At 55.7% G+C, this 12,950-nt stretch carries 16 protein-coding genes; 1 reads left to right on the plus strand and 15 read right to left on the minus strand.

The window, feature by feature from the left end; all coding sequences use genetic code 11:
• Positions 1 to 81: 81 nt before the first annotated feature.
• The 10 genes from QOL82_RS26885 to QOL82_RS26930 form a co-directional block, all read right to left on the minus strand.
• Positions 82 to 417: a hypothetical protein gene (locus QOL82_RS26885; RefSeq protein WP_283445402.1), complete on the minus strand. Its 336-nt coding sequence runs from the start codon at positions 415 to 417 to the stop codon at positions 82 to 84.
• A 2-nt stretch (positions 418 to 419) separates the two neighbouring features.
• Positions 420 to 1,541 (minus strand): hypothetical protein, encoded by a 1,122-nt coding sequence (locus tag QOL82_RS26890; RefSeq protein WP_283445403.1) that lies wholly within the window; start codon positions 1,539 to 1,541, stop codon positions 420 to 422.
• A 403-nt stretch (positions 1,542 to 1,944) separates the two neighbouring features.
• Positions 1,945 to 2,421, minus strand: coding sequence for a hypothetical protein (locus QOL82_RS26895; RefSeq protein ID WP_283445404.1), 477 nt, complete (start codon positions 2,419 to 2,421; stop codon positions 1,945 to 1,947).
• 174 nt (positions 2,422 to 2,595) lie between these two features.
• On the minus strand, positions 2,596 to 3,741 hold the full coding sequence (locus tag QOL82_RS26900) for a CAP domain-containing protein (protein WP_283445405.1): 1,146 nt from the start codon (positions 3,739 to 3,741) through the stop codon (positions 2,596 to 2,598).
• A 90-nt stretch (positions 3,742 to 3,831) separates the two neighbouring features.
• The gene (locus tag QOL82_RS26905; protein ID WP_283445406.1) at positions 3,832 to 4,140 is read right to left on the minus strand and encodes a helix-turn-helix domain-containing protein; all 309 of its coding nucleotides are present in this window, start codon (positions 4,138 to 4,140) and stop codon (positions 3,832 to 3,834) included.
• 29 nt (positions 4,141 to 4,169) lie between these two features.
• Positions 4,170 to 4,562: a hypothetical protein gene (locus tag QOL82_RS26910; RefSeq protein WP_283445407.1), complete on the minus strand. Its 393-nt coding sequence runs from the start codon at positions 4,560 to 4,562 to the stop codon at positions 4,170 to 4,172.
• Positions 4,559 to 4,750, minus strand: coding sequence for a hypothetical protein (locus QOL82_RS26915; protein WP_283445408.1), 192 nt, complete (start codon positions 4,748 to 4,750; stop codon positions 4,559 to 4,561). Before QOL82_RS26915 ends, QOL82_RS26910 begins: the two co-directional genes overlap by 4 nt.
• 1 nt (position 4,751) lies before the next feature.
• Complete coding sequence (locus tag QOL82_RS26920) at positions 4,752 to 5,663, minus strand: recombination-associated protein RdgC (protein WP_283445409.1); 912 nt, start codon at positions 5,661 to 5,663, stop codon at positions 4,752 to 4,754.
• Positions 5,664 to 5,818: 155 nt separating this feature from the next.
• Positions 5,819 to 6,367, minus strand: a complete 549-nt coding sequence (locus QOL82_RS26925; protein ID WP_283445410.1) for a hypothetical protein — start codon at positions 6,365 to 6,367, stop codon at positions 5,819 to 5,821.
• Positions 6,368 to 6,433: 66 nt separating this feature from the next.
• A complete protein-coding gene (locus QOL82_RS26930) occupies positions 6,434 to 6,658 on the minus strand; it encodes a hypothetical protein (RefSeq protein ID WP_283445411.1) in 225 nt (74 codons plus the stop codon).
• Positions 6,659 to 7,036: 378 nt separating this feature from the next.
• On the opposite strand from QOL82_RS26930, the gene QOL82_RS26935 reads away from it, so the two are divergent.
• A complete protein-coding gene (locus QOL82_RS26935) occupies positions 7,037 to 7,741 on the plus strand; it encodes a TMEM175 family protein (RefSeq protein ID WP_283445412.1) in 705 nt (234 codons plus the stop codon).
• Positions 7,742 to 7,846: 105 nt separating this feature from the next.
• Here QOL82_RS26935 and QOL82_RS26940 read toward each other — a convergent pair whose 3' ends face one another.
• Genes QOL82_RS26940 through QOL82_RS26960 form a run of 5 tightly spaced genes read right to left on the minus strand, consistent with a single transcriptional unit; the run spans position 7,847 to position 10,720 of the window.
• The gene (locus tag QOL82_RS26940; RefSeq protein ID WP_283445413.1) at positions 7,847 to 8,176 is read right to left on the minus strand and encodes a hypothetical protein; all 330 of its coding nucleotides are present in this window, start codon (positions 8,174 to 8,176) and stop codon (positions 7,847 to 7,849) included.
• Positions 8,173 to 8,391, minus strand: coding sequence for a hypothetical protein (locus tag QOL82_RS26945; RefSeq protein WP_283445414.1), 219 nt, complete (start codon positions 8,389 to 8,391; stop codon positions 8,173 to 8,175). Before QOL82_RS26945 ends, QOL82_RS26940 begins: the two co-directional genes overlap by 4 nt.
• The gene (locus QOL82_RS26950) at positions 8,375 to 8,611 is read right to left on the minus strand and encodes a hypothetical protein (protein ID WP_283445415.1); all 237 of its coding nucleotides are present in this window, start codon (positions 8,609 to 8,611) and stop codon (positions 8,375 to 8,377) included. Before QOL82_RS26950 ends, QOL82_RS26945 begins: the two co-directional genes overlap by 17 nt.
• On the minus strand, positions 8,608 to 8,952 hold the full coding sequence (locus QOL82_RS26955) for a hypothetical protein (protein WP_283445416.1): 345 nt from the start codon (positions 8,950 to 8,952) through the stop codon (positions 8,608 to 8,610). Before QOL82_RS26955 ends, QOL82_RS26950 begins: the two co-directional genes overlap by 4 nt.
• Entirely contained in the window at positions 8,939 to 10,720 is a 1,782-nt protein-coding gene (locus tag QOL82_RS26960; protein WP_283445417.1) for a UvrD-helicase domain-containing protein, read from the minus strand. Before QOL82_RS26960 ends, QOL82_RS26955 begins: the two co-directional genes overlap by 14 nt.
• Positions 10,721 to 12,950 lie beyond the last annotated feature (2,230 nt).

Raw genomic sequence — 12,950 nt, forward strand, 5'->3', positions numbered from 1 at the left:
GTTGTTCACTAATTGTGGACTTAAGCCTGTGAGCTGGTCCTATAAAAATCTTAGTTTGGGATAACAAGACTTGTTGCTGCACTACTTCTTGTAGATTTTTTTTGTCAGATTTTCGCCTTGCATGACTGCGGCGGCACGCTCCGCTACAGTCAACTTGCCGCAGGCATAGGCATGGTTCGATGTGTCAGAGCTGTCCACCTGTTTATCACCGGAGAGAAGAATGACAGTGCGCCAAATGCATGCTTTCATGAAGTCCTTTGGCAGCCCCGTTGATGCGGTTTGATACGAGTAGGCTAAGTTTCTTTGGGCTTGGTAATCTCGCCGCATTGCTTTACGCTCCAGATCTGCAGCGTCATCATTAGCAAACACATTGAGAGAGGCAAAGGCAACTAGAGCAACAATAAAAATTTTCTGCATATTTAAACTGGAACGTATTTCATGGCACGTCGGAACCCCAACCGTTCTGCTTCCGCAGTGGTGTGCACATAGCATTCACCTTTTGCTGGATCAATTTTGACTCGATCGTATTGTTGGTCGAAAGGCAAATGATAGATATTGTTCTTTCCGTTAATATTACATTTGATGAGCGGGTAGTCGAATTTCATGTCCATCATTTCTATTTTGACACCTAGCTTTTCTGCAGCCCACTTCGCCGTATCAGAAAGGACTGTAGTTGTACAAAAGACAGGCTCAATTTTTGCCGTTCGCAGCATCGGCTTGGTCATTGGTAAAAGAATGGTGGTCCCATACAACTGAAAAATGTGTTTTTCGCGAATGGTGCGATGTTTTGCCCAGAATTTCGCTTGAATGACCTTCACATGATTTGACTTGGTGCAAATCAAATCCCGTCCCATATCCTTTAGCCCTTCAGTGGCACCAAAGAAGGCTACGTCCCAAGAATCCTTTTCATAAAGATACCCAATGTAGCGCTCGAACATCCGACCAATCTCGACATTGGATTTCTTGCGCTTCTTCCAGTTATCCAAAGCAAGCTGATTACGGACTGAAGGTCGAAGTTTGGAGTATTCCTCTTTGCTGATGTACGTGCTTACTCGATCGAAATCTGGGTTGGTGTCCTCATCCAGGACGAGCGAGGCATTCTCGTTTAGTATGTCTTCATAGTAATCCTCAAGTGCTGGATAATATTCGTGATACGTCTTTAAGACATACTCAAGAAACTTTGCGCGTTCCAAAATTTCCTTTTTCTCCAGCCGGACTTCGCGAACTTCATCTGCAGCTTTAAGAGCCGGATGTTTTTTCTTCTCGAGCGAACGGGCGGTCTTCAGATCCTTCGCTGTCATCGCTTCAGCAATCAACTCGGCAAGCCATTTACGCCCTTGAATGTAGCTTTCACTAAAGGCTTGCTCCATGCCTTCAATTGCCTTTTGCATTGCCTGTGCTTGCTTCTCTGTCTTGGTGCGCTCCCTACTCTCCTTTTCGTCGATTTCTTTTGATCGGTCATCGACTTCCTTCAAACGTTTTGCATGCTCAGTCTCACTGTAGGCACGCTGCCTCTGCTCGTGCACACTGATCTCGGTCATGCGGTTCTGGACAATTCGTTCAGCTCGTTTGTCTGCCTGAGTATTGATCCAGCCAACGACGCAGCAAATAATTACGATGCCAACGACTATAAGCCACCCGGATCCATCTGATCCGCGTGCGGCATAGGCAGAGGAACTTGTAAACAACAGTGCTAAGAGAAATGATGTCTTGAAATACATTGGTAGGCAGTAATGAGAGCGTTCCCCGATTGTATCTTCTGTGCAATATAAATGAGAGGTAGATCAATGTTGTTTTGGTCACAGATCTGTAAACCGCATAAGTTGTGGGTGTCAACCAGTTTGTAATTGGTGACGACTTATTCAAACATATAAAAAAATGAAAATAGCCCGGTCCATGGAATGGAACCGGGCTATGGGTAGTTATCTGTGGCTAAACCGCAGTTTAGTGGCTGGTTGCAGGCGTTGCGCCAGCGTGTGACGCGACAGCCGCCTTGATCTGCGCCACACGTTCGGCATTCTGATGCTTGGCAAAAAAGTCGACAATCGCATCATTGAGCCAGGCGCGGCAGGCGTCAGGCGCCGGCATCGAACCTGTTGCGGTGACGGTCTGGGCGAGCCAGAGTCCAAACGGCGCGGCCACTTCGTATTCCAGCACGCCGGGATATTCCAGATCTTCGCCGCATTCGCTAGCAACCGCGTTGATGGCGTCCACCAGGTAAGGCACGAAGCCCATGACTTCCCAGACCAGTTCGACGCAGCCGCCATTCCATGCGGTCAGGACGGCGTCGTAGTCCTTGTCATGCATGCCTTCCATGATGAAGGCGGAGTACATCGCAATCATGTGCGGATCGCGTTGTGGCGTGGGCGTACCAGGGATGAGGCGTTGGGAAATGGCGAGGCTGGATTTAACTGCTTGCATTGCATTCTCCTGAAAGGTTGGTTCTCGAAAATCGAGAGAGGCGGAAAGTCCGCCGGACACTTGCGAGGAGAAATGACCAACATGCTTGTCTACGCCGCAAAAGAAAAAAGGCCCATTTTCCGAAGAAAATGAGCCTTGGCATACTGAAGAACCCCGAGAGGTTCAGAAGTACGATTACTTCGTTGTGAAGGTCCAGGTCTTTCCGACCGGGTTTTGCTTGACCGAGCCTACAAAGGTGACTTTGTAGCTGGTGCCAGCGTCAAGCGGGCTGGTTGGCAGCAGAACGATGTTGCCGGAACCATTGATGTGCTCATCCGAGGTCAGTTTCGCACCCATCGACAGCACACCGGGCGCAGTCAGGATGCGAACATCCACGGCGGCACCGTCGCTTACCCGGGTCATCGTGTAGCTGATGACGCCAACTTCGGTCGGTGCCAGTGTTTCGGCGCCTTGCGAGTACAGGTTGACCAGTACCGGACGACCCACACCAGTGCCCACGCCAATATCGGCTGCAGGCGTTGGCAATTCAAGCTGGTTGAAGAACGTGGTTTCCACGCCCGTCTGACCAGCCGAAGGCGTCACCGAAACCGAACCTGCTTTTGGCAGTTGCGGTTTCATTTCGTTGGCAACGTCATGGCCAAGAACGATGACGCAGGTCTTGCCCGGTGTGACCGAAATGCCGACTTCGCGATACCAGTTCACCAGGGAGATCAGGTGATAGACCGAGTTGAACAGGTTCTTCGCGCAATCGCCCGCCGGGGTATTGACGGTCACGTTTTCGGTAACCGTACCCGTGTACTGGGCAAAGATGGCACGTTCCGCCGGAGACTGCCCGGTAAAGCCAAACAGCGCCGGGTCCTGGTAGTGCGGTCCAAGAATGCCGTTGAACGTAGAGTTGATATAGGTTGCGTTCTTGTACAGCTCGTTTTTCACAAAAAAGAAGTCATGGTTCATTGCTGCAAAATCGAGCTTCAAGCTTTGCTGCAGCAGACCCACGCCCATTGCACCGCGCATATCATTCAGCGCCTTGAAGATTGCCGCTTCTTCGAGGGTGGATGCATACTGCGCAGCCGGCACCGACGTCACCGGATCGACCACAGTGGTCGATGCGAGGATCGGCGTCTGAGGAACGTTGTTGCCACTGCCTGTACCGGTATTGGTGGTGATGTTGCCGCCGGTAGTCGCGCTCGTCGAAGAATTGCCACTGTCACTACCGCCGCCACCGCCACCGCAACCTGTCAGTGCCAGACCTGCGATCAATGCGACGAGAATTGCCTGCTTCTTCATGGTGAAATTTCCTGCCTTGTTGGTGTTAAACATGATGTGCTTTCTTGGTGAGTTAAAAAGGATTCCAGACCTTGCGATTACATCTGGCTTCCGGATATGACTGACAGTCGTTTGTAAGGCGGCTCAGTGCCCTGCCTGGGGACCCACCTGCCGCGCGGCCGCAATATCTTCGACAAAGAAAGCCAGCGCCTCAAACGGAAGGCCGTATCCCTTGCAGACCTGCACGATCGTGCTGAACTTCGGGTCGCGGATCTTGCCCGCTTCGAGCTTGCTCAGCACCGGAAGAGAAAGGTCGCTGCGGCGTTTGATGTCGCTGATTGTCAATGGTCGGCCTGATGCGCCGCGTTGGGACAGGCGGGTCTTCTTCAGGAACTCGCCCAGCGAAGGCGGCTCAATGGTAGCGTTGCAATGGGTGTCGGCTTGGATTTGCATGATGTTGTGTTAACCGTTCAGAAAAGAGATTAGGCGCGGCTTGCGCCCTGGATGTGTGCGATGACGCGGTTGGCGTGGCCGGCGCACAGAATCATGTCCCTGAGATATTCCTCGGGGGTGGCATAACCGGCTTCATGGGCCATCCCGCCGATACCGTACTGGCGAACGATCTCGTAGCCATGCACGGGACTATGGGGGGGAAATTCTTCCACCGGAAACGGCTCAAAGAAGTGGAACCGGTACTCGCCGGGATAGCCGTCGGTTGGTTCTCCACAGTACGCACTGAAGGTGACGAACCACGGCCGCAGCGAGGTCAGGACGGCGGGATGCTGCTCGATGAGCATGTGGACCGTATATGTTTCGTCAGCGGCGGGCCAGCGCAGCGATTCCAGCGAATCGTTGTGAGGACTGGGAAAGGTCATGCCGCGTACTCCGACGTGGCGCGGCGCAGTTCCCGCGCATCATTGGCTTCCTCGATCAGGCGCCGGTTTTCGCGCTGCTGCTTCTTGATCTGCTCGAACTGCTGCCGGCTCATGGGCGGCGTGGTCATCAGCGCCTTGTTGGAAGCCGGGTGATCCATTTCACGATGCTGGCTTAGCTGGTTTTTCATCTCATGCCGCCAGTTCATCCTGGACCTCGCCGCCCAAGGCGTTGATCAGTCCGTTAATCAGGCTGTTGAGTTCGCCGGTCATCAGGGCCCAGTCCGAGTCGAACACTTCGTCCGAACCTTTCGCGGTGGGATCGGCATGGTTCTTCAGCACTTCCAGCGGCCGGATACGCTTAATGGTGGTGTTGCCAGACAGGACAAACGAGATCTTGCCGTTCCAGGTCATGGCCAGATTCAGGCACTGCTTGCCGGCGACGATATGATTACGCACATCCTGCGCATCCAGCGAGTGGCGGGTGTATTTGACGGTAGCCTTGCCTTCGCTCATCGACTGCAGTTCGGCCTCGTTGTCGACCGTGAAGGCGCCGGGCGCTTCATCTTCGGACAGCCATTCGGTCATGGCGGTCGTGGTGGAACGGCAAAGACGCAAGCTGGAGACTGGAAGCTGCTCGACGGCCTTGACCAGGTACTTGAAGACGAGTTCTGCCTTGGCTGGCGACGATGCATCGATGCCGATCCAGCCGTTGACCGGATCAATCCAGACCTGGATGGTGGACAGCACCGGAAAGGCCTTCGGCAGCAGGTCGTCGATGACCTGTTCCTTGATTTCCTTCAGCTGCTTCTTGCCGGGCTTGAAGCCTTGCTGGTTTTCCATCTCGGTCGCTTTTTCCTTGACCTTCTGCTTGATGGTCTGCCCCGGCAGGTTCTTTTTCTCGATGGCCAGCGAAATGAGGAACTGGCGATTGAAGGCATAGACCAGTTGCCCGTCATCGCGTGGGCTGATCCAGCCAATCGACTCGGACTGCAGACCGCTGCACGGCTGGAACGCCTGCGTGGCCAGCAGGCCAGCCAGCTTTGCTGCTGACATGTCCCAATGTGGCCGTAGCCGCAGTAACTGAAGGTTCTTGAACCACATGCTCGCTCCCTTGCGTTGAAGATACATAACAGACGCCCATAATACGTAATGTATTTATGTGAAGCAAGGAAAAATGTATCTTTTGGGAAATGATTTTTTGCGGGGAGCCGGCCTTGAGCAAAGGCCGGTTGTTCTTGGCAACGAAGAACGGGGAATTAGCGGGAGAAAAGCCAGGCGCCGTCTGGCTGCTTGACGACTTCGTGGTCCATCTTGATCGTTTCGCCGCTATCGTCGGCAAGGTAGACGACTTCAAACGACAAGGCGTTCAGGGCCTGCATCTTCCAGCCGTGAATGCGGGCGACGCTCAGGCATGCCGCCTTGTTGTGATACGGCGTATAGGACATCGGCAGCAAGCTGGCAAAATCCCGGCCGGGGGCGGTGTAGACCGCTGTACTAGCAGACGAATTGCATGCGCGCTTCTCGAGTACTGTCTTGATCGTTGGCGACGCTTCCCGTAGCGACGAGGCGATCCGCTTGTCACCCTGTTGTCCCTGGAGCGCCTGCAGGAGGCTTGCCTGCTGTTCGGCACTCATCTGCGGGGCAATCGGTACAGGGCGAGACGGCAATGTGCCAGATGGAGCCCTGGAAACGGCAGCCAGAGTATTGTTCAGACCAGACAGGCCTTGGTTGACGTCCTGCAGCGTGGTGGCGCAACCGGCAAGGCCGAGCGCGGCGATTAGAGGAACAAGAATACGGGATGGCATGGAAGTCCTTTAAGTAAGTGGGATATCAGTGGAAGATCGTGGGTTCTGCGGGGATTACTGGGCACATCAGCTTGGCTCGCTGACGAACTGCCAGCGAACCTGTTGAGCCTGAAATGAATTCAGCGTCACGGTGATATCGCCGAGGCCAATAATTCCTTCGTCATACACGGTGCGCATATGCACACTATCGTCTCGGACCGCCTGGATGATGAAAACGCGTAGTCCCAAATGAGGATGCTTTTCTGCCCAAGTCTGGCCAGTACGTACCTGATGCTGTGTGCTTGTATTCATGAATGCTCTGACAGATTGGATTCGCTGCACAAAAGGCGTAGGCATTGCCTCATACAACGCAATTGCGCCATAACAAGGCAGCATAATACGCCTGGTATTTCTTATGGGCAAGATAAATATTTCCGCAAAGACTTTTCCGCAGCTACCTGACATCCCGAAAAATGAAAAAGGCCCGGAGTTTCGGGGCCTCTATCTGCATTAGATTGAAATTTCAACCTTCCCGATAGTCTAAGTTCTGCCAGAAGCAGGGTTACTTAGTCGCGGACAATTTGATGTTTCTTTTGCAATTTCTTATGCATGGATGTAATTCAGATCGTCCAACAAAGATGTGCGTGCTGTACCGCGAGGAGCGGCTCCGGCGTACACGAAAGGACTCACATGATGCTACGCAATAGGCGTAACCAACCTACCGAAGCGGAACCGCATGGTGCCGAGCGCGGACTTGACCGCTTCGAGGGATTCAGCGACGCAGTTTTCGCCATCGCGCTGACCCTGCTGATCGTCGAGATCAAGGTCCCCGGATCTCCAGAGGGATCGCATGACTACAGTGACCTGGCAAGTGCCATGGCTGAGCAGTGGCGCGAATTTCTCGCGCTCGTTCTCTGCTATGTCGTAATCGGCGCCTACTGGCTGCAGCACCATTATTCGGGTCGCATTTATGCTAAGAGTGATCACTGGTTCGGCGTGATCAACCTCCTGTTCCTGCTGGCGATCGTCGTCATTCCTTATCCAATCCGCGTCTGGTGCTTCCACCTCGGCACGGGCTTCGAACCCGCCGCGTCAGTGACCCTGGTTGCCGGTCTTGCCTTGACCGGCTGCACCTGGATGGGGAAGTGGTTCTATGCAATGCAAGGCCGCCGATTGATGGACGAACGGCTCGCACCCGATTTTCTCCAGCAAATGACGCGCCGCTTCGGCGTAGCGACGCTGGTCCAGATCGCTGCAGTTCCGGTCGTAGTCGTGGCGCCGCGTATCGGAGTGGCCATTGCACTGCTGTGCGTCGCCTACTTCCTGCTGCCACAGCCCACGCCGCGCTACAAGCCCAGGGAGGAGCCGAGCGAGGATGAGAAATTGAACAAGTAGCCAATTCGATGTGAAGCGCATTACAAAATTGGATTGTGCAATCCAACTGCATGCTTACTTGCGCACCTCCTGCTCATGATTGGATTGCACAATCCAAAGTAGGCGTTAGCGTAAGCGGCTGGATTTCATGTTGCCATAGAGGCTGTCCGTATTGGCATTCCTGAGTGCGACGCACTTTGGTTCATCTTCCTGCCGGACGGTGCCAAGCCGCTTACAGAATTCGCCGGTCTCGGTCTTGAATTTCGCGTCCGCCTGCAGCTGCTTCTCGAACTTCATTTCCTGCTGCACGAACTCTTCGTTGGACATGGCAGCCAGGGCGGAGGCGCTGGCCAGCGACAGGCTGGCGCAGATTAGTGCTGCGAATTTGTATGACATCTTCATGGGGTTTCTTTCGTCGTTTAAAAACTGTGCCGCAGCACAGGGATTAGTATTCAAGCTTGTTTGGCTCGCCTATATGCGACCATCACGCCGGCAGCGCCTGCCACCGACACAAGTGAACTGCCCCAGACAAGCGGCATGCGCCATTGCTCCAGAGTGGCCGGCGCAAAGGGGATGAGGGTCAGGACCGTCACGCCGGCATTGAGGCCATGCAGACTCCATTTCGTCAGCGCCGTCTTTTGCGCCAGCATTGTTCTAAGCGTCGTAATCACTTCTTTTTTCCTTGTTCGGTTCTTCTTTGCCTGTAGCGTGAGGTCGGCGCGGGAGAGTCATGTGTTGCCCGAAAAACCAGACGAACACCAGTGGCCAGCCGATAAAGGCAGCCAGCGCCAGCAGCCCGGCATAAAGCCACTGGTGGTGCCTGGCCAGCCAGATCACGCCAGCGGTTGCCACACCCATGACGACAATGTTCAGCGTTCGCAAAGGACTCATTGCACGCCGTCCCGCTGCGCCTTGTGTTTCACCAGGCGCGCGAGGGCTTCCTTCGGTTCGTGGGGGTGCGTCACTTTGAGCCCGCGTTCGACCAGCGTGCGGATCTCGGCCATGATGCGGCGCCCGACCAGCCGGGATGCGCCGATCCGCGCCAGTTCTTCGGTGCGCTGGCCTTCCACATCCATGGCCCAGCTGCGAAGCTGCGCCCGCGCGGCCGGCACCGATCCCCGTATGAGCGTGAAAACGTGATACAGGTCCGGGTCGACCGAGATCGATGTGCGCTTCTTCCGGCCGTCGACCGTCTTGGGATAGACGATCCGGACAAAATCATCCTTGGGCATTCTGCCTCTTCTTGAAATGTGCCTGGAAAGCGCCCATGACGGCTGCGTTCTTTTCCCAGTAGTGAAGGCAAAGCCGGGTTTCGAGGATCATCTTGACGGCGCTGGCGACAATTTCTTCCACCGGCACGCCCAACTCTTTGGCGATAATCTGTTCGTCGAGCCGGGCGGTGCGAACGATAAATTTCTCGATCGCGGTTTCCCGGATGAAGTGCGGGTCAGGGGCCGCTGGCGCCGGGACGCCTGCTTTTGCCGCATGAATGACTTCCTCGGCTTCCTTCAGCGCGACTGGCGGCGCACCGGCCGGAATCGGCGTTCCAACTTGGAACGGTTGCCCGGCAAGATGCAATTTCCACAAATCCAGGAAACTGCGCATGTTCTGGTTGATTTCCAGGGCGGTAATGGCGCGGGTCATGCCGACGTACAGCATGTTGACCTCCTGCGCCATTTCATCGCCGCTCATGTCGCGGAACTTGCCATGCTCGTCCAGCAATTCCTCAAAGTCATTCTCCAGCACGACCTGATCGAATTCCAGCCCTTTTGCCCGGTGAACCGTCATCACCAGCACATCGGCCTCGTCGCGGTTTGCGCAGTTCTGTGCCCGCACATTGGCGACCAGGCCCGGCAGGTTATGGCCGTAATCCTTCACCGCGCTCATGAGCGACATGATTTCCTTGTCGTCCACTGCATGAGCATAGGACTCCAGTTCGTCCAAATCCTCAAAGGCGCGGAAGAACGGATCGGTGATCGCGCCAGGCGTCTTGTTCCAGATCTGGAAGACATCGAGCAGCTTGCCCAGCGGGTAGGTATCGATTCCACCGACGAAATGCACCTTCTTGGTGTTGAGCAAGGCAACCGCGTTTGCAAAGACCTTCGCGTTCGTGCGGCAGATAATGGCGTATTGCCGGGTGCGATCCGCACGCGCATGGGTCAGTTCAGCTACACCGCGGCCGATGATGCTGCGTTCCTCTTTCTTGAAGCACTTGAGCAGGTGGTTCGACACAGTGGCCACGCCGCGGCCGAAACGGAAGCTGTGGGTCAGGGAATGACGCTCAGGCTCGCCCTCGATCATTTCAAAGGCGTGCATCGCATGCCGAAAGCCATAGATCGACTGGTGACGATCGCCTACCAGCACCTTCTTGCACTTCTGATTGACATAGATGGCCGCCGTACAGGGATTGGCGTCCTGAAATTCGTCAAACAGGATCGCCTGATATTTCGCTGACAGGTCCGGGTTGGAGAGCTGGAACAGTTTCAGGTAGCCGTCATGCGGCATGCGCAACTGCGTGTTATCGACATTCTTGACCTCCTCCCACAATGCAATGGCGTTCTTCAGCACCAGGTCGCGACTGGCAACAGGCACCTCGGGCGGCACATGGTCGGCCAGAATGGTGCGATCAGCCGAGGCGATGAAGCGTTCAACGGTGCTTACCAGGTACGTCGCGGCCAGGACCGGAATGCTGTAGAAACGCATGACGTCATTGGGACGCAGCATGCCGGTCTTGTGGGCATACAGGCGGCCGGTATAGGGGAACGCAAGGGAATGGGTAGTCTTGCACTGGACGTTGGGCGGAAACTTGGCTTGCGCTTCCATCTGGATCGCCTTGTTGAAAGCGACGTACAGCATTCGTTCGTAGGGCCGCGCCAGTGCGTACTGCACCAGGGTGAAAGTCTTGCTGGCGCCGGCGAAGGCTTCGACAACCAGATACGGGGCGTTGCTCTTGACGATGCCGCGCTGTTCGGTCGTCAGGGTGATGGTGCTTTCTTCCATGCTTTTTTTCCTCGCCCCTTATATGAGGCCTTACTTGTTCAGTCCTCCCGCACTGGCATTCGGCCGGGGATCACGGCAGCTGTCCACACGATGAACTTCCTTCCGTGCGGCACAACCATTTGTGTCTACTATACCATCTGTATTTCCTATCATCAATCTTTATTACGGGTACGTGTTATGGAGCGTTGCGCGCCTGCACAACAGTTTATGCCTTGGGCCAGCCTATAAATGCGGTGCATAGAGATACGCTTCCTTACAGGCCTTGATCGTCACACGAGGATGGATGCACAACGATTTATGCTTAGGCGGTAGCGCGTATACCTGTTCTGCCGACACAAGTATTTATGCCGTTGACGGGTGCCATATAGCTTCGTCGGCACAAGCATTTATGCCGGGTTGCGAGTGTAAACCTGGGCTTCAGGAAGTAGCGCCCCAGAGATGGCATACAGGCTAGAAAGGCAAAGGATGCTCGTACCGGCTCATCCTCATTGTCCGGTTGGGTGAGAGCAGTTGGATAGCCCGGTCAAGCGGCGGCTGAAAGGCACGGCGCAGGCGGAGTCAGTACATCCCGCACGGGAACGGTTATTCATGTTCACAAGCCTCGGCCAGGCGAAAGGATAAGAGCAAGGGCGAGTCCCAGCCATTATGTTCAAACGGCTCGGCCAAGGGTCAAGGTACGAGGAAGCGCCAGTTTCAGCCCTCATGTTCAAACGGCTTGGTCAAGAGGCAAGGAATGAGCAACCGCCCATCTCGGCAATTGTGTTCACACAGCCCATCCCTGCCCTCATGTTCAAACGGCTCGCCCAGGAGGCAAAGAACGAGCAAGCACCCATCCCGGCCATTGTGTTCACACAGCCCATCCCTGCCACGACCTCCCGCAAACGACACCGGTCGCATCATGGGTCCGCCCTTCAAACTACTGATGGTGGAACAAGGAAGAACTTTGCAAATGGGGCCGCTGTTTCCGCACTTGAACAACGATCACTCCAAACCGATGCCCTCCCCCTTCCGCTGTTGAAACGACGCCAGTCGCGGACAGGACCGAGCTAAAGGCATACCGAACAAAGAAAGGGGGCAAGCGGGGCCATGCTTGCGCCGGATGAAAAAGACAGCAGTCCGCGTTGATCGGTAGGCGGGGCGGGCCAGGCCGAGACCTTATGACACAGGTCTGCCTGTCAGCGCAGGTGAAACGCAGTTGAACCTGGTGAGCGATCGAGGAAGCGCCGGGGTACTCTGGACCGGATACGGGGCCAAAGCCTAATGACACTGGTCAGCCGGGTAGCGCAGGTGAAACGCAGTTGAACCTGGTAAGCGATGGAGGAAGGGGCGCCGTTGCTCGGACCCGACTCGAAACCAGGTGCGGGGCAGGCTCCGCGGCGAGCATTCGGGCCCAGCCGGTTGAAGCAGGCAGGGTCGGGCCGGGCGGTCAAGGAAGTCGAAGCGGTCGACGCAACCGAGCCGGTTGTTCGTGGCGTCAGAGGAAAAAGAAGAGAGAGAGAAAAAAGAGGACTGGGGAGGATACCCGGACCGGGGCCAACCGGGGCAGTCAAGATCCGCAATGTGCCAAAGAAGCCCTGCCCTGTCTGCGCCGCCTGGACAAGTGCCGACCCGACTGACCGAACAAAAGGAAAGCTGGTGCCGAACGACGGACAAGAGCCGCGCCGGTCCTCGCTTCCATCTTCTCGATTGCCTGTCCTCGCATCAGGAACAAGCAAAGCCGACCCGGAGCCGGGCGCCGCTGCAGCGCCAGCCAAGAGCAAGGGCTTTTGACACGGGTCAGGGTGTTGAGCGGATGGTGAAACGAAGTTGAACCGGGAGCGAGGAGGAAGACGGGCGGTGGCCGGTAGCCCACGACAGGGGCCGGAACGGGGTGGCCAAGGCAGGCTCGGACGGATGGTCGACCTAGTCGGCAGTCTTCACGGGCGGGAAGTTCGCTTGCGTGCGCAAGTAGGCAAGACAACCAAGATGACCAAGATGAAAAAGGAAGCAAGCCGCGCAAAGCCCTGCAGCCTGCCTGCGCCAACCCTGAACAAGTAGCGGTCCCCAGAAAAGCCGACCAGCACTTGCGCCGCATAGACAAGTTGCCCCACTGCGCATCCAGCACAAGCAAGTTCCCGGGAGGATGAGTCGCCCATCGACACTTCCCTCTCCCCCTCTCTTGATCCCCTCGGACGGCACTCACCGGCAATGCAACGGCCACTTCACCGGGCAAAGAAAGAAAGGGGGAAGC

The sequence above is a fragment of the Noviherbaspirillum suwonense genome, assembly GCF_900182955.1.
Lineage (GTDB): Bacteria > Pseudomonadota > Gammaproteobacteria > Burkholderiales > Burkholderiaceae_D > Noviherbaspirillum_A > Noviherbaspirillum_A suwonense.

Bases quoted from the DNA above. Each gene is read 5' to 3' on its own strand.
- QOL82_RS26905 (WP_283445406.1), bottom strand. From the start codon at position 4,140: ATGCAAATCCAAGCCGACACCCATTGCAACGCTACCATTGAGCCGCCT.
- QOL82_RS26925 (WP_283445410.1), bottom strand. From the start codon at position 6,367: ATGCCATCCCGTATTCTTGTTCCTCTAATCGCCGCGCTCGGCCTTGCC.
- QOL82_RS26935 (WP_283445412.1), top strand. From the start codon at position 7,037: ATGATGCTACGCAATAGGCGTAACCAACCTACCGAAGCGGAACCGCAT.
- QOL82_RS26920 (WP_283445409.1), bottom strand. From the start codon at position 5,663: ATGTGGTTCAAGAACCTTCAGTTACTGCGGCTACGGCCACATTGGGAC.
- QOL82_RS26955 (WP_283445416.1), bottom strand. From the start codon at position 8,952: ATGCCCAAGGATGATTTTGTCCGGATCGTCTATCCCAAGACGGTCGAC.
- QOL82_RS26950 (WP_283445415.1), bottom strand. From the start codon at position 8,611: ATGAGTCCTTTGCGAACGCTGAACATTGTCGTCATGGGTGTGGCAACC.
- QOL82_RS26915 (WP_283445408.1), bottom strand. From the start codon at position 4,750: ATGAAAAACCAGCTAAGCCAGCATCGTGAAATGGATCACCCGGCTTCC.
- QOL82_RS26885 (WP_283445402.1), bottom strand. From the start codon at position 417: ATGCAGAAAATTTTTATTGTTGCTCTAGTTGCCTTTGCCTCTCTCAAT.
- QOL82_RS26890 (WP_283445403.1), bottom strand. From the start codon at position 1,541: ATGACCGAGATCAGTGTGCACGAGCAGAGGCAGCGTGCCTACAGTGAG.
- QOL82_RS26930 (WP_283445411.1), bottom strand. From the start codon at position 6,658: ATGAATACAAGCACACAGCATCAGGTACGTACTGGCCAGACTTGGGCA.
- QOL82_RS26960 (WP_283445417.1), bottom strand. From the start codon at position 10,720: ATGGAAGAAAGCACCATCACCCTGACGACCGAACAGCGCGGCATCGTC.
- QOL82_RS26910 (WP_283445407.1), bottom strand. From the start codon at position 4,562: ATGACCTTTCCCAGTCCTCACAACGATTCGCTGGAATCGCTGCGCTGG.
- QOL82_RS26895 (WP_283445404.1), bottom strand. From the start codon at position 2,421: ATGCAAGCAGTTAAATCCAGCCTCGCCATTTCCCAACGCCTCATCCCT.
- QOL82_RS26900 (WP_283445405.1), bottom strand. From the start codon at position 3,741: ATGTTTAACACCAACAAGGCAGGAAATTTCACCATGAAGAAGCAGGCA.